Raw genomic sequence first — 19488 nt, 5'->3', positions numbered from 1 at the left:
CTGATCATGGCCGCCACGCCCTTTGGCGGGGGTGGTCAGGTGGAAACGTGTGCCCTAATGTCGCCGCATATCATGACTGACCCAACCTCCCATACTGCCCCACAGTACGCAGCGCAGCCCCCTGAAAAACCTGTCTGGACACTGGAAGGGGAGCCCAATGTACCATGCCTTACACTGCGGGGTACATGGACCGTACAGAGTGGCGGCATGGCCCCTTTCCCGCCAGACGGACTAGGTCAGACACAGGGCACGCTAACATTCGAAACACAGGGCATAACCGGGTGGGATTCCGCCTTTGTGTCCTTCCTGTGGGATGTCAAGCAGGCCGCCAGCCATGCCGGAGTGCAGTTTGACCCGCAGGGTCTGCCCCCCACCGCCCAGCGCCTGCTGGCGCTGCTGCCGGATGCCCCCGCACCCAGCAAAGCCGCCAATCATAAAAAGCCGCCTTTGCTGGAACGTGTGGGCGGCAACACGCTGGCCATCCTGAATGAAACCGGCACCGTGTCGGAACTGGCGCTGGAAACCGCCAAGGGCGCCTGCAAGGCTCTGACGGGCAAAAGCGGGATGCGCTTGAAGGATCTGGCCTCCGACATCTGGAACGCTGGTCCGTCTGCGCTGCTGATTGTCGGGATCGTGAATTTTCTGGTGGGGGCCATTCTGGCGTTTGTCGGGCTGGTGGAACTCCGGCGGTTTGCGGCGGAAATCTATGTCGCCAATCTGGTGGGCATTGCCTGTGCGCGAGAGATTTCCGCCATCATGACCGCCATTGTCATGGCCGGGCGCACCGGTGGGGCCTATGCCGCGCGCATTTCCACCATGCTGGGTAATGAGGAAATTGACGCCTTGCAGGTGTTTGGCATCCCGGTGTCCAGCTACATCCTGCTGCCGTCCATTCTCTCACTCGGGCTGATGATGCCGCTCCTGTATATCTACGGCACCCTCATTGCGATTTTCGGTGGTTTTGTTGTGTCCGTCAGCATGATGGACATCTCCCCCATGGGGTATCTGAACACAACGTTTGACGGAATTGCCCTGCGGGAATTTGTGTTTGGTTTTGTAAAATCCTTCTTCTTTGCCAGCTTTATTGCGCTGGCCGCCTGCCGCGTAGGCCTTCAGGCCGGACGAAGTGCCGCGGATGTGGGGATTGCCGCCACACGCGCGGTGGTGATCGGCATTGTGGGTATTATCGCTATGGATGCGATCTTCGCCGTCATGGCCACGGCGCTGGGGATCTGAGATGAACCCGTCAGAAACCATCATTTCTGTGCGCGATCTGCGCCTGTCCTTTGGCCCCAAGATCATCCAGCAAAATGTGTCCTTTGACCTGAAACGCGGCTCCATTTTTGCCGTCATGGGCGGCTCCGGCTGCGGGAAAAGCACACTGCTCAAAAGCATGATCGGTCTGCTACGCCCCACAGCCGGACAGATTCTGGTCGGGCAGGAAGATTACTGGGCACAGAACGACAAACGCCGCACGGACATCAACCACCGCTTTGGCGTGCTGTTTCAGAGTGCGGCACTGTGGAGTTCCATGACAGTCGGGGAAAATGTCGCCCTGCCTCTGGAGATGTTCACCACCCTGCCCCCCCACGTTATCCGCCGTCTGGTGGAACTCAAACTGGGTTTTGTGGGCATGGAGCAGGCCATTGACCTCATGCCCTCTGAAATTTCCGGCGGTATGCGCAAACGCGCCGGTCTTGCCCGCGCCATAGCGCTGGACCCCGATATTCTGTTTTTTGACGAACCCTCCGCCGGGCTGGACCCTATTACCTCCGCCCGACTGGACAATTTGATTCTAACCCTGCGGGACGGGCTTGGGGCCACCATTGTGATTGTCAGCCACGAACTGCCAAGCCTGTTTGCCATTGCGGATGACGGCATTTTTCTGGATGCCGTAACGCACAAACCCATTGCGCACGGGGCGCCACGAGACCTGCGGGACCACTGCACCATCCCTGAGGTCATGGCTTTTATGAACCGTCAGGCGGACATTTCCCCAACAGATGAGACGAAGGGCTGAACGATCATGGCTGAAAGCACAAACCGTAAAACCCTGATCGGCGCTTTTGTTCTAGGCGGTGGCGCGCTGGCGCTGGCGATTATCATGCTGTTTGGGCATATGCGCTTCTTCTCCCCCTCGCGCGAGGCTGTGGTGGTGTTCCAGAACTCCATTACCGGCTTGGCCGTGGGCGCTCCTGTCAATTTCCGGGGGGTTAAGGTCGGTTCCGTCAAAAGTATTACGCTGCGTTTTGATCCGCTGGACCGCAAAGCCTACATCCCTGTGCTGCTGACACTGGAACCGGACCAGATTCATATCGTGCGGGATGTCCCGGGCGGCACCAAAGTCAGTATGCCGGAAATGATTGCCAACGGCCTGCGCGCGGAACTCAACCTGCAAAGTTTTGTAACCGGGCAGTCCAATATCGAACTGGATTTTGATAAATCCACGCCCGCCATCCTGCACCCGCGCATTACGAGCGAGCTGGAAATCCCCGCCCGCCTGTCCACCATGGAAAAATTGAAGGACACGCTGAGCGACCTGCCGTTAAAAGACATTGCAGGCCATGCCGACGCCACGCTGCTGTCCATCAAGACGCTGAGCGACAAGATGAACACAGACCTGCCACCGTTGCTGGCCAGCGTGAAGGTGACGACCGACCGCTCGCAAGGCACCGTTCAAGCTGCGACCGACGCCATCCGGGACCTTCAGGCCAAGCTGGATGTCACGTTGCTGAAAATGGACAAGCTGCTGCAAACCAGCACCGACCAGCTGACCAACCGGGGCGCGGACGTACATGCAACGCTGGCTTCCGCCACCAAAACACTGGATACGCTCCAGACCATCCTCTCCCCGCGTTCCATAGACCGCGCCAATCTGGACGCCGCCCTGCGCGACATTGCGGCTGCGGCCGCGTCCCTCCGCGGATTTTCAAGCGATGTTGAACGCAACCCGCAACTCCTGCTGATGGGACGCCGTCCATGATGCTCTCTCTGCGCCGCCTCTCCTGCCTCGCCCTGCTGTCCGGCTGCACGTTGCTCAGTTCCTGCGCCGCCCCGCCACTGCGGCTTTACACGCTGGGTATGCCGTCTGATCAGGAAGCCACGCAGCCGCATCTCTCCCCGCGCGCAAGCACGATAGAAATCAGCCGGACCGTAATTCCAGATTATCTGGATTCGCAGGACATTGTGCTGCGAAATGGAGAGGAAATTCTGCGTAGCCCGAAATCCCGCTGGGCTACACGCCTCTCTCTGGGCATTACCGATCTGATTACCAACCAGATTGCCCTCCACCACCCCAACGAACTGATTACGGACCAGCCGTTGTCCGATGCCGCTACGCTGCGGGTGCAGGTCAATATCTCGCGTCTGGATGTGGACGCCAATGGCTCGGCCGTACTGGACGCCAACTGGGCGGTTCTGCCTCAGGACCCCAACAAACCGCTAATCCGTGACCGGGTGCATCTGGCTGAAACCGGCGATGTCAGCACGGATGCCGCCGTGGCGGCGCTGATGCGCAAGCTGATTATTGAACTGGCCAACCACGTCAACCAGTCTGTCCCACCTCACGCTTGAACAGACTGAGAACGAGACTGAACACTGAGGGGCTACGGGTCAGGACCCAGCCCGACCCACCTTTTTGCTCCGTCCGGCTGACTTCACACTCCGGGTCGGCGCCACGTCTTTGGCCTTGGTCACGCTTGATGCTGTTTTGCTGGCAGCGTGAGCCGTGCGCGGCGCTTTTTTCGGGACAGCCTGAGCCGCCGGCTTCGCCGTAGCCCGGACAGGGGCCGCTTTCCGGCTTGCTGACTGACGTGCTGCTTTAACCGGCTTGGCCTGTTCGGCTGTTACCGTATCTTTCAGCACTTTTCCTTTTCGGGGCGTACTGTTCTGGGAAACGGTAGGCTGGGCAGTTTTTGCTGGCTTATGCGCCGCGATGAGCCGGTCAATCAGGTCTTCATACTGAGTCAGATACGCCTTCATGCACAGCGTCCGCTCGGCCTCAGCCCGCACGGCCTGCCGCATTTTTTTCGCGGTGCGCGTATCAGTCAGAAGTTCAAGAACACCCTCAGCAATCCGGTCCGGCTCAGTAAACGGCACCAGACGTCCGGTTACGCCATCTTCAATAAATTCTTCAACCGGAGCCGTGGCACTGCCGACAATCGCGCAGCCAGCCGCCATTGCCTCACGCAGGGACCATGAAGCTACAAACGGATAGGTCAGATACACATGCACATCGGACCGCTGGAGGAGTGCTAGAAAATCCGTATAGGCAACCTTGCCCACAAAATGGATACGGGAGAGGTCAATCTCCCCGGCCAGTTCTTCCAGCAACTTCTCCCGCCACGTGCCAGACGGCAGGCGTGCGCCATAGCTGACGCCATCCCCCCCGACCATGACTACGCGGGCCTCGGGGCACTCCTTCAGAATCCGCGGCAACGCCCGCATGAAAACATGGAACCCCCGATACGGCTCCAGATCCCGCGAAACATAGGTAATCAGCTTCTCTTTGGGAGAAACATGCACGTCCTTGATGCTGAACTTGCGGCGGTGCGCCGAAGGGTCGGGACAGCATTGCTCCAGATCAACCCCTTCCCGCAGGACTGTCACTTTATCCTGTGCCCAGTCGGGGTAAGCACTTTTCTGGAATTCCGTCGGGGTCTGTCCGTAACCGGGGGAGGTTAGTGCCTGAAGATTGATTGCATTTTTGGCCCGCACCAGCGGCATCATGGCCGGGTCCATGGGGAATTCCGGGTCAAACCCGACATCAAAGCCCGGCTCTGCATGATAATAAAATTCAAAATAGCCCAGCACCGGCACACCGGGAAAGACATCCTGAATATTCAGCAACTCCCCCCAACCGTGATGACCGATAATAATATCCGGCTCAAACCCCAATGTTTTGAGAGTACCTGCGGCTTTCGCCACGGCATCGGCCCGCACCAGCCCGAGATCAAACTCCCGCGCGCCCGGATGCGTCTGCTCTGTGGCATGGCGGGGCATACGGTAAATGACACGCCGCACACCGGGAATGAGATTGACGTTATCTTCACTGATAAAAACAATCTCGTGCCCACCAGCCTGAACTAGATGACGCACGAGATGCAAATACTGTCCGGGAAAGTTCTGGTGAATAAAAAGATACTTCAAGGGATTGCCTGTATTGTTATGCCACCACGTTCCCGGACGGGTCCGGCCTGTTCAGACCGGACCTTCTAGGATTTTTAACGTCGGGAAGACGGCTTGCGGCCGCGGCCACGCCCGGCGGGCTGAGCCTTGGTTGGTGCTGCTTTAGCCTCGGCAACAGCTTTCCGGGGCCGACCCGCAGCTTTTGCTGGAGCAGGTGTCGCCGCAACCGCTTTGGTTGCACGGCCTTTGGCAGCAGCAAGGTTGCCGCGCGGCTTACGGTTACCCTTTGCTGTGGGGCGCTCTTCTACAAACACCTCGAACTCTTCGCCCGCCTCAGCTTCGGCTTCTAGTTCCTCAAGGTCTTCCAGAATTTCGGCTTCCGCAATTTCCTCTTCCAGAAGAGCGGCCAAATCTGCCGCAGCCTCTGCTTCCGCAGCGGCGTTCCGGCCCTTGCCGCTCCGCTGATTTTTACCTTTACCCCGGCCACCATCTTCACGCGTTAGAATTTCCACAAGGAACGCTTCCAGTGGCGCGAGGCTTGCCGTTTCAATCGGCTCACCCGTATCAACCGGGCCAACACGGGTTCCATCCGTAAAGGTTGCCGTCACACGGCAGATGAACTTACTTGCAGCCTTGCCTTTCAGGCGGATGCACAGGCCCAGAATAGGCAGCGCCATGCCCCGGCTGCCACAATATTTGCCGCCTTCAACCCAAGGGGAAAGCCAGCCCTTGCCTAGAACCGCCTGATATTCAATGTCATCAGCGCCAATCATTTCGGTGGGCGCAATACCAAAGCCTTCAATCCACGCATGGCTTCCCGGCTCACCCATCCACTCCCCAACGCGGGACATCACATCACCACGGCGCTGGATGTGGGCGCCGATTTCCGCCGCATATGGGGAGGACTCGACCTCAACTGGAGTATTCTGAACCGGCGCTTTCGCCTGTGCGGGAGCCTGAACCGCCGGAGTGGCTGCCATGGGCTGCGCAACCGGCCCAGCATTAGCGTTGTGGCTTAGCTGCACAACCTGAAGGCGCGGGGCATCATGGGGAGAACCCAGTTCCTGATAGACAGTTACCAACACCTGAGCCGGTCCCTGCTGCACCCGGATAAGGGCCGCGCCATTCTGGCCACCCAGCCAACCATCTTCATCAAATGTCACAATGCTGATATTGCCCTCATCCCGCACCGGCGGCTGAGAAATACGCACACCCGGCAGCCCGACAGACGTGGGCGGCTGCTGACCCGGTGCGTGAAACACGCAGAATAGGCCAGTCTGAAGTGTCATCAGATGGCCCGATACCTTGAGATCAGAAATCCGCTGTGGGGCAGGTGTCTGGCTGGTCTGTGACATAAAATTTCTTCCATCGTGACGATACGGGTAAACTGTAAATCAAAAAATCATGAGCCGGTAAAGAAAAGGTTATTACGCAGAGACGTTCCGGCTCCTACGCACCCTTGCGTCCATGTTGTATCAATACGTCATTCAGGGCCTGTTCTGAAAGGTCTGTCTTTAATAAAAAACCCTGTTTCGTTGCACGGATACGCTCAGCAGGCGCACCAAGATCAAACGCGACGACCTTCAGACCAGCTTTCCAAGCCAACCCCAACGTAAAACACCATGTTTCCGGCCAGACAGAGGGCAAAAACGCATAATCCGCTTGCAAGGAGGCAATCAACGGAATGACTTCATCCTCCTGATATTCTCCCGTGACAAAAACATGATTTGTGCGGAGAAGAGCCTCATCGTCAGGCGTATGGCCAACAATCACAAATTCGAGTGGCAAAGCACGCGCCGCGGCATCCCGCGCCGCGGCCAGCAGCACATCATACCCTTTTTCTTGCCCGATCCCGCCGATGACGCAAACACGGACGCGCTCACGTCGCCCAGCCCCCAGAACAGCCACGCCCGGAACGCGCGTGTCCGGCACCGGGAACGCCGTCTGCGCAAGAGCGGCACCTTCCGCGCATAGCAGGACATCATCTTCCAGAGGACGCACGAAGCATTTCAGGCCAGCATAGTGCTTTTGCATCCGCTGGGCAGTATCCCGCGAAGGGGCATAAACAGCCTGTGCGGCCTTCAAAAAAGCTTCGGACCGTGTGCGGTAAAATGCAACCGGAACATCTTCTTCCAGCTTCGAACCAAGCAGCGCGATACAGCTCTCGCATCCGGCAAGATCAGGCTCACCACAATATCGCCCTTTGAGACCCATTAGAGAAATTCTCTGACAAAACCACATATAATCATGAATATGGACCGTATAAGGGCAACCCAGAGCATCCGGTAGGCCATACAGCATCGGGTCATGCCCAGCCATGTGATGCACTTCCACCCCCACGGCCTCCTCCGCCTTTAACAGGCGGGTCAGCAAGGCCCAGTCTTCCGGCAGGCGAAACTGCAACGAGGGATAAGCGGCGGCCTTGGCCATTCCATCTTCCAGCACACACCCACCGCCAGTGGGGCGCACCACAAGTGGGCGCACTCCCTGCCGTGATAGTTCCTTCACGCGCTCCTGCACCACGCGTTCAACACCGCCGCCATAATCATGCGTTACCAGCACCATAGAGCGCCGCTTTCGGCTTTTTCGCGTAGAGGTTTTGTTTACAGTCCCCGCACGGAGCCGCACCAGATCAAACCGGCGACGTGCATTAAACAAAGGATCTTTTCCGATCCATGCTGCAATCATCTCATGGTAACCGGGGTGCAGGCGGTTCAGAATCGCTTCATTCCGACGCATCAACCCCGCACGCGTTCCCCCGAACGAGGCTGAACCCACGTGGGCAACAAACACGCCCAACGCTGCCTGATGCCGCCAGCCCAGCACACGGGCCCGCATGCAAAAATCGTTTTCCTCGCCATAGCCTTGCGCGAAAACATCGTCACGCAACAGGCCTGTCTGCGCCAGACAATCATGCCGGATATACATGCAGAACCCGTTTGCTGTCGGGATTTCCGCCCACTGCCCCGCATTAGCGGCCTGCGCCTGCGCCATCAGGTTCTGCGTTTGTGCAAGGTCCGGCACCGGATTCTTCTTATTTGGTGAAGGGTAGGATAAAATACTGGCATCGTTAGAAAATGGCGTGACTGTACCGGTATCATCCGCTGCATAAGCAACTCGCTGCAACTCTTCTACCCAGCCTTCGGCCACCAGCGTATCGCTGTTCAGCACAATAACGTCATATCCCGCAACACTCCTCAAGCCGGTATTAACGGCTGAGGGGAACCCGCAGTTACGCTCGTGCTTCAGCACACGGAAACCCGCCTGCTTTGCAAGAATATCCACCGCCTGAGAAAAATCAGGGTCAGGTGCAGCATCATTCACAATAACAACAGGAATTTTTTCAGCGTCTACCGTCTGCCTAACCGCTTCAAGGCAGTCTAATGTACGCACTTTATCCCAATAGACCGGAATGACGATTGCCACCTCCGCCTGCTGGACGGAGAAATGCGGCGTCTCCGTCACCTTCGCCTGCACCGCAATGGAAACAAAACCCGGAAACTCTTTTTTAGGTTTTACTCTTTTTCCCGCCAAAAATTTAGCGGCAAGACCTTGGGCAATCTGAGTGGCAGAGCGCTGCTCCAACCCCACATCAAGCGGACTTCCTGCCAAATCTCGCCCATCTGGCCCGACCACCCGCACAGGTCCATCCGGCAGGCTCTCTCTTGGAAAATTCAAGGCACGGTACCGCGCCAACGGCACATCGGAAGTGACAGAATTACTGAAATTTTCCGCTTTTATTCTATGCAGGACAGCGCCTGTCCAAATATCCTGTATTTCCACGACAGGGACGCGGTCCGCATCATGCGGCAACCAGACCCAACCTGTCAGCCCGTCTGGACCCGATTCCACCAACCCCTCACTCCGCACAATGGCAGTGGGCTGAATTGGATTTCCGATCAAAAATGGCTGCTTGGAAAAAGAAATGTCCAGAGTTTTCGCCTGCCGCCATCCAGCAGGGCAAAGCCACCCTTCCTTTTTCCGCGTTACTTTTACAGAGCGACCGTCCAACCGAACATCAGGCACATCCTGCGCAACGGCGCCACCCAGCATCAGCATTCCGTCACCCCGCATGCCGCACCAACCAGCAAGGCCGTTCAACTGTGTGATTTTATCGGCAAGTTTTACAATCTCGGGCGTGCAGGCAAACTGGGATAAAATCCGGCCCAATGCGAAAACTGCGGCAGAACCATTCCCCATGGATTGATGAAACGTTGCGAGAAGAACCCATCCTTCCCGAAAATCGAAACGCTCCAGAAGAGCATTGAGAAGACTAAGAGCCCCGGGAATATCGCCAACAGCCTGACGCGCCAGTGCCAGCGCAAGCATAACATGCGGGTTATCCCGCGCCTGCCTGTTGGCCCGTTCCAGCCAGTCCCACGCCTCAGCCTCTCGACCAGCTTGCCAGGCCTCGTTACCCTGCTGAAAAGTTGCCTGAGCGCGCGCGCTGGCCCACATCTCCCATGCCGCCCGGTCCTCCTGAGTGACAAAACCAGAGCGTACGCCCTGTGTCTTACCGGACTGTTCCATCAGACGGCGCGCTCTTTCTTCACCACCTCATCCGCCCTGTGCCGAGATCAGCTTTCTGCGGGCAGAGGGGCCGTACCCCCGGTACCGATATGAGCCAGTTCCGCACTAGCCTGTGTCACGTTCCGCGCTTCTGCCTTACGGTACCACAGACGCGCTTGCTCCATATCTTTTTCACCGCCCAGACCATTCGCATAATATCGGGCAATCATGAGCTGGGCTGCTGGATGATCATGCTCGGCGGCCTTAAGAAACCATTCCCGTGCAATGGCCCTGTCTTCCGGCACATCATGGCCACCACCATATAATGCGGCAACAGAGAACATAGCCGATACCGTGCCGCGTTCCGCAGCCTGTTTATAAAGTCGCAGAGCCTCAGCGTGATTTTTCGGACCACCCACGCCCGTGACCAGCAGATCAGCATAAGCAGTTTCTGCTTCCGCCATTCCTGCATCGGCCGCAGCCTTAATCCATGCCCGCCCCTCTACAGGATTTTGCGCAATGCCGCGCCCCTGCAGCAACATCTGTCCATACCAGTACTGGGCATTCACCACTTTTTCCGCGGCTTTATGCAGCCAGTGCAGCGCTTCTTCCTCGTCCCTCTCAACCCCAACACCCTGTGCAAGACAGACACCGAAGTTGAAAGCCGCGAGCAGATCTCCTTCCTCGGCGGCGTTCTTGTAGAACTCCATAAGGGCACGCCCATCCTCTCTGGGCACGTCTCCTTCCAGCACGAGATTGGCGAGGTCAGCCGAGGCATGCTTATCGCCCTGCTCCGCTGCCAGTTTAAACCAGTATGCTGCGGCTTCCGGGTCTTTCGGAACACCGACACCCGCCATATAAATGGAGCCAAGCGTATGGCTTGCAGCAGCATGCCCATGCTCGGACGCAAAACGATACCATGAAATGGCTTCCGCATAGTTAGGGGGAAGATCTATCCCTCGACCATACCAATCACCCAGAATGGCCGCAGCTTCTGCATCACCGGCTAGAGCCGCTTTCCGCAACCAGCTTTCACCGCGGTCTCTGTTCCGCTCAATACCCTTGCCGGCCATAAGGGCAACGCCGTATTTTGCTTGTCCACCCCGGACTTTTTTCTCGGCAGCCTGCCCAAAATAGGCCGTCGCCAAAGCATCGTTCTGAGGAACACCCGTCCCGCGCTCGGTCATCACACCCATCAGATAGAGGGCCGTTCCCAGCCCCCCATCCGCAGCTTTCTGTAACTCAGCTGCTGCATAGGCATACTGCTCGTACGTCTGAGCCTCTTTGAGCGCTGCCAGACCCAGACCCAGACTGCCCTGCAGGCATCCGGCATCGGCTGCTTTCTGATACCACAACAGTGCTTGTTCAGGATCGCGCAGATCGTCAGGCCCAGCACTCAGAATATAGCCATACAGAGCCTGCGCATCCGCATCACCCGCCTCCGCAGCCTGCTTGGCCCAGCGCGCGCCCTTGTAATAGTCCGGCTGCGGTTTCTCGCGCTTCTTATAGTCTTCAAAAACGGATGAAAGGGTATCCCCTTCTTCAACTTCTTTTGGAAGACCGTGCAGATAAAGCGTCGCCAGAATAAAGGCTGCCCTGTTCCAACCTTTTAAAGCGGCACGCCGTGTCCAGCGGGCCCCTTCAATCAGATTGGGAGGCGCACCCTGCGCGTTCAGATAAGCTTGCCCAACCAGATACTGCGCTTCCGGCTGGCCTTCCCGAGCAAGAACCGTGAAAATAGCAAAGGCTTTCGCAGCCTCTTCCTGCTCCAGAAAAACTTTGGCCTGAGCAAGCCGGGAATCAACAGGCGTTTCTACTTTGCGCCCAAAAAGCCGACTAATCAGATTTTTTAGCATAACATGCTCCTTCTGCGAGCAAGCTCAAGACCGTTACGCACCATGCTCAGGGTTCGCGCATGCCATCTGTCATCAACGGCATGAAGCTGTTCAGCAGATACTGCATGATGGTCCGCTTCCCAACGCGGACATCAGCTGTCACCGGCATACCGGGCAGCGGATGGAAGAAGCTCGGTACACCATGCAACGTATAACGATCCACGCGCAGGCGGACACGATAAAACTCCTTGCTGCTACTATCAGGTGTTACTTCATTATCCTGCTGACTCGACCCGCTGGAACTGCCAACAAAAGAGTCTGCACTGATGGTCCGCACAGTCGCATCCGCACCGCCATATTGCTGGTATGGGAATGTCGCAAACTTGACCAGCGCCTTATCCCCAAGACGCACAAACCCCACATCCTTACCGGACATGACCGTTTCGATCTCCAGCCCCTTCCCAACAGGAACCAGAGTCATCACTTTTTCGCCCGCTGTCAGCACTGCGCCAACTGACACTTTGGAAATATTCAGCACAATCGCGTCTTCATCCGCTTTCAGCGTGACGAGACTGTTATGCAAAACCGCTTTTTGATACGAACTCTTCGCTTCAGAAAGATGATGCTCCGCCAAGACCAGATCATGATAAGCTTCAGCTTTCCAGTTCTGGATATAGCCTTCTCTCTCCGAAACCTGAGCCGCCAGTTTGTTCCGTGTGCTACCTGCTTCCTGCTGCGCCGCAATTTGGGAACGCTCAACTTCCATCAGTTCATTCTGCGCACCCAGCGTGGACAGCTTGCTGCCTACCTGATCTTTCTGCAACTGCATCCGCATTTTATGTACATCCGCAGCCACCTTGGCCCGCGCAGCATACATGGCGGCACTGGCCTGAGCGCTCTGCAACTGATTCTGCAGGCTGGCAATCTGTTTGTCATAATTGCGGACCTTGGCGTCAAATTCCGCCTTACGCCGCACAAACGCCTCTGCCTGCTGAACAGATGACGGGTTTTTAGGATCGACAGAATATGTCTGGCCCTGTGTTTCTGCCGTCAGACGATCAACCTCAGCCTGATATTGATCACTTTGGGCGCGCATATTCTCGATATCCGCGCCAGACATCGTCGGATCCAGATGCGCGAGAACTGTACCTTTATGAACGAAGTCACCTTCCCGCACATCAATGGAACGGATAATGGAGGTATCAAGAGGTTGGACCAGAAGCGTCTGCTCCGTCGAAACCAGCCGCCCTTGCGTTGAAACCACCCGGTCCAACGGAAAAACGGTCATCACGGTAACGGATGAAACGATCAACGCACCAACAATCCATGTTATATACTGCGCAGAGGGCGTTGGCGGCATATTAACCAGCGCTGCTGTAGGAGAATGAAACTCCAGCAGAGCGGGTGGCATATCTCCCTGAGCGTACGGATCATCCGCCTGACGCAGAAAAACAGGTTCATTCTCCGTGCCAACTTCGGACCCCGTCGTCTGCCCTGAGGGCACAATATCCTGTTCACTCATGGCTTATTCTCCCTCCGCGACCAGAGAAGACGACCCGGGATTAGCTTTTCCTGTCGTATGACGATTCTGCTGCATCCACAGCGTACGATAGATGTCACACCGCTCAAGAAGAACATCATGAGGCGCAATATCAGCCACGGCCCCATGATCCATCACACAGATCTGGTCACAGTTTACCAGCGAAGACAGACGGTGTGAGACAATCACCATGGTGCGCCCTTTGCCGATGCGCTCAAGATTAGCGTTCACCAGAGCTTCACTTTCCGGGTCAAGTGCTGACGTCGCTTCATCCAGAATCATCAGCTTGGGATCGGTAATAACCGCACGAGCGATGGCCAGACGCTGACGCTGTCCGCCGGAAATATTGGTGGAGCCTTCTTCAATAAAGGTCTCATAGCCCGCAGGCATCCGTTCAATAAACTCCTCGGCTCCGGCCATACGTGCTGCACGCACAACATCGTCAATCGTATAACCCGGACGCCCTGCGGTAATATTTTCACGAATAGTGCCACGGAACAGGAAGTTATCCTGCAGCACGACACCAAAAGACCGCCGCAGATGTGTAAGGTTGATTTCCCGCAGATCAATCCCATCCAGCTTCAGATACCCCGTATAGGACCGGCTAACGCCCTGAAGCAGGCGGGTAATCGTGGATTTCCCGGAGCCGCTTCGTCCGACCAGCCCAAGCATGGTCCCGGCAGGCACCTCAAAATTCACATTATTCAGCGCTTTGGAGGTTGAGCCCGGATAGGTGAAATCCACCCCATCGAACGACAGAGCGCCTTTGATCACAGGACGCATCCCTGTGGTCAAAGCTTTGGTCTCCGTTGGTTGATTCAAAACGGAAGCGGCTTCACTCAATGCCGTCATAACTTCGTTAAAATCATCCAGAAGTTTTGCAAAACTAACCAACGGTGAGGCAACACGTCCGCCAAGCATCATGAAAGCGACCAGCCCACCCACACCAACAGAAGTAGGACTTACGAGCGACAGATAAGCACCAATCATGATAATGCCGCGGTTAATAAACAGATCCAGCGGCATCACCAACGTTTGGGGCCAGTTTGACATACGGCCGACTGCCAGTTTCCAACGAATCACAACTGCGGTGACATCATCCCAGACTTGCTTACGCATATTTTCCAATGCCAGAGTCTTAAGGGTTCGGATACCAGCAACCGTTTCATACAAAATTGCCCCGCGTTCACGTTCTGCCTGCATTTGAGCCGACATGACACGTGCGACAGGCCCCATGAAAATAACCACGATCAGACCAATACCGCCTGCGGCAGCCACAGTCATCCATGCAAGGGTAGAGCTGAGATAAAACAGAAACGGCAGAATAACAACCAACGTGAACATATCGAGGAAGGTCGTCATGAGTTTTCCTGTCAGAAAATCACGGACTTTATAAATAGCCATGACACGACCAAGAAGGTTCCCCGCCTGCTGCCGTTCAAAATATTCTAGCGGTAAAGACACCAGACGACTGAACACATGCAAAGAAATACGTGAGTCAACACGTGTTGTCAGTACCAGAGACAACTCACGACGACCGTAAGACAACAATATTTCGTAAACTGAAAAAACCACAACAATTCCACTGATCGAGATCAGCGTGGACATGGATTTATAATTCACCACGCGGTCGATGACCTGCATGACGATCATAGGGGGAAAAATCTGCAGAATACTGAGGGTCATGGATGCAATAGCAATATCACGCAGGGAGCGTTTTTCCCGCAGCACTAATTTTGCCAACCATGCCATATTGATGGGTGCATCTGCTTCCGACTGATCCCGACGCCGCTTGATCAGCAGGACATCCCCGGTCCAGATTCGGCTCAGACGCAGTTCATCAACTGGTACAGGAGCTGCCGCTTCGTCTTTAAGCGGATCACGCAGCCAGACGACGCCTTTTTCCGGGTCCGCGTTCACCATGAGCGCCGCAGACCCATCACGGAACATCAGAACGATCGGCGGCGAATTGGTCATCTTGACCAGATACCGCCATTTGATGCGCATCCCTTTAGCGACCGCGCCCTGCTCTTCCAACCAGCGCACCAGAGTAGCCGGTGAGGGGCTGTCTTCTTCCGGGTCCACTGCAAAATCACGAATATCGAGTTCCAGCCCGTGGAACCGCGCAGCTGCAACAACTGCCCGCAGGCGGATCATTGAGGGGCTTAAACGGGAGGCACTTTCGTGGCCTGTATCAGAAGAAGGGCCAGAAACTTCAGGCACATGATCAGTCTGGTTCACGAACAACCCTTTGGCAAAACCTCAAAACGCCGCCCAGCCGCTTCAAATGGCCAACTTGCGAGCGAAAACCCTTATGACAGGGAGTGGGAAGGAGCTCAAAGTCTTTCTCTGTTTTAATCTCACTGCAATGTGTTATTTTTTCAACAAGAACATGAAAAATGGCTGGAAACAGCCTCCAGCCCATACAGAGAAAAAATCAGAGGATCCGCATGAAGTCGCTTGACCAGAGCGGCGACATCGCGCGCCGAACAGATCAGACTGAGTCTGTTAAAAAAAACGCACTCACCTCTGGCCCGTTCCTGTATTAGGCGGGTCAGAAACCGCCCCAGATGACCACTCACCGGACAGCAGGCACACCCGGCGCCATGATCGCCCCCATTTTCCAGCTCCGTCCATAAGCGGACACTCCCCCATCCGGCCTGTTGAGCCATTGATGGCACAATTCCGAGAAAAACGGCCAGACCATCGGGCTGCGCCTGCACATCAGCCTCCTCCAGAGACAGCACACGCAACCGCACACGTCTGTCTTTCGGCCCGGTCCAGAGAAGCGGACTGGTGGACACAGATGCCGCTCTCTGAAATAACACTCTCCCCTCCGGACCGGCGTCCGACTGGGGTTCCTCTTCCCGTTTTTTGTAATTTATGGGTGCCATGTCTGCTCGTCTTCCCCTTCTCGATGCTCTGCGCAATCAGGTCCTGCTGTGTGACGGAGGCATGGGATCACGCATTCAGATGCTCGATCTGGACCTGAAACGGGATTACTGGGGGCAGGAAAACTGTACTGAAATCCTGACACTCTCGCGCCCTGAACTGATCCGGGAAATCCATCGCGGCTATTTTGAAGCCGGCGCGGATATGGTGGAAACCAATACCTTTGGTGGCTCTCCCATTACTCTGAGTGAATTCGATCTGGCTGACAAGACACGCGAGATCAACCGCAATTCCGCCATTCTGGCGCGAGAGGCGGCGGAAAGCTTTGCCGATGGCCGCACCCGCTATGTTGTGGGGTCCGTGGGGCCGGGCACCAAGCTACCGTCTCTAGGGAATGTGGATTATGACACGCTGGAAGCCGCCCTTGCCGAGCAAGGACGCGGCCTGATTGAAGGCGGCGTGGATGCGATCCTGATTGAAACCTGTCAGGACACGCTCCAGATCAAGGCCGCCGTCAACGGCATGAAAATCGCCCGTGCGGAAATGGGCACCACCACGCCGATCTTCGTGCAGGTCACGGTCGAGACCACCGGCACGCTGCTGGTCGGCCCGGACATTGCCGCCGCCGCCACCGTCATCCACAGTCTGGATGTGGATCTGATGGGGCTGAACTGTGCCACCGGCCCGCAGGAAATGGCGGAGCATGTCCGCTGGCTAGCTGAAAACTGGCCCCGTCTGATTTCCGTCCAACCCAACGCTGGGCTGCCGGAACTGGTGGATGGACAGACCCACTACCCGCTCTCCCCGGAAGATATGGCCACATGGGTCGAACGCTTTATTGTGGAAGACGGGCTGAACATGGTGGGCGGCTGCTGTGGCACCTCCACCCCGCATATTGCGGCGCTGGACGCCATGCTGCGCCGCCGTGCGGAAGGCACCGGGCAGCACCGCCCGGCCCCTGTGCCGAAAAAATCCGTGTGGATTCCCTCTGTTGCAAGCCTGTACACGCAGGTGCCCCTGCGGCAGGAAAACGCCTATTTCTCCATCGGCGAGCGCTGTAACGCCAACGGCTCCAAAAAATGGCGCGAACTTCAGGAAGCGCATGACTGGGACGGCTGCGTTGCTCTAGGGCGTGAACAGACCGGCGAAGGCTCCAACGCGCTGGACATCTGCACCGCCTTTGTCGGCCGGAACGAGCGGGCGGAGATGGATGAGGTCATCAAACGCTTCACCTCCTCCGTCAACGCGCCGCTGGTGATTGATTCCACCGAAACCCCGGTGATTGAGGCCGCGCTGAAGCTGCATGGCGGCAAACCCATCATCAACTCCATCAATTTTGAAGATGGAGAAGGCCCGGCATCGGACCGCATGACGCTGGCCCGCAAGTTTGGTGCGGCGGTGGTGGCGCTGACAATTGATGAAGTCGGCATGGCACGCCGCCCGGAAGACAAGCTGCGCATTGCCACGCGCCTTGTAGAGTTTGCCTGCGAAAAATACGGTCTACCTCAGTCGGATCTGATGATTGATCCGCTGACCTTCACCATCGCCACGGGTGCGGAGGATGACCGCAAGCTGGGCCTGTGGACGCTGGAAGGCATCCGCATGATCCGCGAGGCCTTCCCCGATATCCAGATTGTGCTGGGTCTGTCCAACATCTCCTTCGGACTGAACCCGGCGGCCCGTGCCGTGCTGAACTCCGTTTATCTGGATCATGCGGTGAAAGCGGGCATGACCGCAGCCATTGTGCATGTGTCCAAAATCCGCCCTCTGCACATGATTGCACCGGAAGAAGTGAAAGTCGCGGAAGACCTGATTTTTGACCGCCGGACAGAAGACTACGACCCGCTGCAAAAGCTGCTGGCCCTGTTTGCTGACCGTAAAGCCTCCGAAGCTGTGCAGCGCAAACGCGCCGAGACTGTGGAAGAACGCCTGAAAGACCGCATTGTGGACGGGGACCGCAAGGGGCTGGAAGCGGACCTTGATGAAGCGATGGCCAAGATGCCGCCGCTGGAGATTATCAATACCGTGCTGCTGGACGGCATGAAGGTGGTGGGCGAACTGTTCGGCTCCGGCAAGATGCAGCTCCCGTTTGTGCTGCAATCCGCCGAGACCATGAAAGCCGCTGTCGCGCATCTGGAACCGCATATGGAACGCGCGGAAGGCCAGCAGCGCGGCACCATCGTGCTCGCCACCGTGAAAGGCGACGTGCATGACATCGGCAAAAATCTGGTTGATATCATTCTGACCAACAACGGCTATCGCGTGGTCAATCTTGGTATCAAGGTGCCTGTGGCCGACATGATTGAATCTGCTCGTGCGGAAAAAGCCGACGCCATTGGCATGTCTGGCCTGCTGGTGAAGTCCACCGTCATCATGCGGGAGAATCTGGAAGAAATCTCCCGTGCGGGGCTGGATGTGCCGGTGCTGCTGGGCGGTGCGGCCCTGACCCGCAACTATGTGGAAGAAGACTGCGTGGCCGCCTACGCCCCCACCGGGCGCGTGGCCTATGCGCGGGATGCGTTTGACGGCCTGACGCTGATGGACCAGATCGCGCAGAAAGGCTTTGACGACTATCTGGCCGCTGTGGGCAAAAAGCGCGAAGGCAAAGCCACCCGGCGCAATGCCCGTGCGCCGGAACAAGCCGAAACCCGTGGTTTCACTCCGATCGACCCGGAAGCCGCCCGCCTCCGCCGCGCACGCATGACGGCGGATGAACAGACGCTGACCCCGCCCTTCTGGGGGTCTCGTGTACTGACAGCCACACCAGAAGCCATTTTGCCGTTCCTGAACGAGCGCGCGCTCTATCAGTTTCAGTGGGGCTTCCGCAAACAGGGGCGCTCGCTCGAAGAGTTCCTGAAATGGGCCAAGCAGGACCTGCGCCCCATTCTGCGCCGCATGCTGGATCTGACGGCGAAAGAGACCATCCTGAACCCGCAGGCATCCTACGGATACTGGAAAGCCGCAGGCGACGGGAATGACCTCGTGCTGTTTGAAGAAGACGGCACCACGGAAGCCGCTCGCTTCACCCTGCCGCGCCAGCCACGTGACGATGGGGAGTGCATTGCCGACTTCGTGCGGGACATTCATGATGCCGAGCGCGATGTGGTCGGCTTACAGGTTGTCACCGTCGGGCAGAAAGCCTCCGACATGGCGCGCGACTGGTTTGAAGAAAACCGCTATCAGGATTATCTGTATCTGCATGGTCTTTCCGTCGAAATGGCGGAAGCCATGGCGGAATATACCCACAAGCGCATCCGGTCTGAGCTGGGATTTGCCGGAGAGGATGCGCGGGATATGGATACCCTGCTCCAGCAAGGCTATCGCGGGTCGCGCTATTCTTTTGGCTATCCGGCCTGCCCGCGTCTGGAAGACCAGCACCCCATTCTGCGCTTGCTGGATGCGGAACGGATTGGGGTTTCCTTGACAGATGGAGACCAACTCCACCCTGAACAGTCCACCTCCGCGCTAGTTGTCCTCAACAAGCACGCAAAATATTTCACGATCTGACAAACACGCGCCCAACTCTGCAACGCCCTTCTGGTCAAGGGGCGCCGGGCACCCAGAGGCTAGCTATCTCCCACGCCC

12 protein-coding genes are annotated in these 19488 nt (G+C 56.9%); 5 read left to right on the top strand and 7 right to left on the bottom strand.

The genetic code is table 11. From position 1 onward, the window contains the following. Positions 1-72 precede the first annotated feature (72 nt). From AD949_RS09830 to AD949_RS09815, 4 genes are read left to right on the top strand one after another with little or no spacing between them, the layout of a single operon-like run. Positions 73-1236, top strand: a complete 1164-nt coding sequence (locus tag AD949_RS09830) for an MlaE family ABC transporter permease (protein ID WP_048835090.1) — start codon at positions 73-75, stop codon at positions 1234-1236. A 1-nt stretch (position 1237) separates the two neighbouring features. Continuing rightward, positions 1238-2020, top strand: a complete 783-nt coding sequence (locus AD949_RS09825) for an ABC transporter ATP-binding protein (RefSeq protein WP_096430441.1) — start codon at positions 1238-1240, stop codon at positions 2018-2020. Positions 2021-2026: 6 nt separating this feature from the next. Further along, a complete protein-coding gene (locus AD949_RS09820; RefSeq protein ID WP_048835062.1) occupies positions 2027-2983 on the top strand; it encodes an MlaD family protein in 957 nt (318 codons plus the stop codon). Further along, positions 2980-3573 carry a PqiC family protein gene (locus tag AD949_RS09815; protein ID WP_048835061.1) on the top strand — a complete coding sequence of 198 codons (594 nt, stop codon included), beginning with the start codon at positions 2980-2982 and terminating at the stop codon, positions 3571-3573. Before AD949_RS09820 ends, AD949_RS09815 begins: the two co-directional genes overlap by 4 nt. Positions 3574-3612: 39 nt before the next feature. Here the strand turns inward: AD949_RS09815 and AD949_RS09810 are convergent, their stop codons facing one another. The 7 genes from AD949_RS09810 to AD949_RS09780 form a co-directional block, all read right to left on the bottom strand. Further along, the gene (locus AD949_RS09810; RefSeq protein ID WP_048835060.1) at positions 3613-5148 is read right to left on the bottom strand and encodes a glycosyltransferase; all 1536 of its coding nucleotides are present in this window, start codon (positions 5146-5148) and stop codon (positions 3613-3615) included. A gap of 74 nt (positions 5149-5222) precedes the next feature. After that, positions 5223-6482 carry a hypothetical protein gene (locus tag AD949_RS09805; RefSeq protein ID WP_048835059.1) on the bottom strand — a complete coding sequence of 420 codons (1260 nt, stop codon included), beginning with the start codon at positions 6480-6482 and terminating at the stop codon, positions 5223-5225. Between the two features lie 94 nt (positions 6483-6576). Continuing rightward, positions 6577-9657, bottom strand: coding sequence for a glycosyltransferase (locus AD949_RS09800; protein ID WP_048835058.1), 3081 nt, complete (start codon positions 9655-9657; stop codon positions 6577-6579). A 47-nt stretch (positions 9658-9704) separates the two neighbouring features. Further along, positions 9705-11492: a tetratricopeptide repeat protein gene (locus tag AD949_RS09795; protein WP_048835057.1), complete on the bottom strand. Its 1788-nt coding sequence runs from the start codon at positions 11490-11492 to the stop codon at positions 9705-9707. Between the two features lie 46 nt (positions 11493-11538). Then, a complete protein-coding gene (locus AD949_RS09790) occupies positions 11539-12993 on the bottom strand; it encodes an HlyD family type I secretion periplasmic adaptor subunit (protein WP_048835056.1) in 1455 nt (484 codons plus the stop codon). 3 nt (positions 12994-12996) lie between these two features. Further along, positions 12997-15252: a peptidase domain-containing ABC transporter gene (locus AD949_RS09785; RefSeq protein WP_048835055.1), complete on the bottom strand. Its 2256-nt coding sequence runs from the start codon at positions 15250-15252 to the stop codon at positions 12997-12999. Between the two features lie 140 nt (positions 15253-15392). Then, a complete protein-coding gene (locus tag AD949_RS09780; RefSeq protein ID WP_048835054.1) occupies positions 15393-15815 on the bottom strand; it encodes a hypothetical protein in 423 nt (140 codons plus the stop codon). A gap of 88 nt (positions 15816-15903) precedes the next feature. Between AD949_RS09780 and metH the strand changes: the two genes are divergently transcribed. Then, entirely contained in the window at positions 15904-19410 is a 3507-nt protein-coding gene (gene metH / locus AD949_RS09775) for a methionine synthase (protein WP_048835089.1), read from the top strand. Positions 19411-19488 lie beyond the last annotated feature (78 nt).

It is taken from the genome of Acetobacter orleanensis (assembly GCF_001581005.1).
Lineage (GTDB): Bacteria > Pseudomonadota > Alphaproteobacteria > Acetobacterales > Acetobacteraceae > Acetobacter > Acetobacter orleanensis.
The sequence above is the reverse complement of the archived record's forward strand: the minus strand, read 5'-3'. Positions and strand labels throughout refer to the sequence as shown.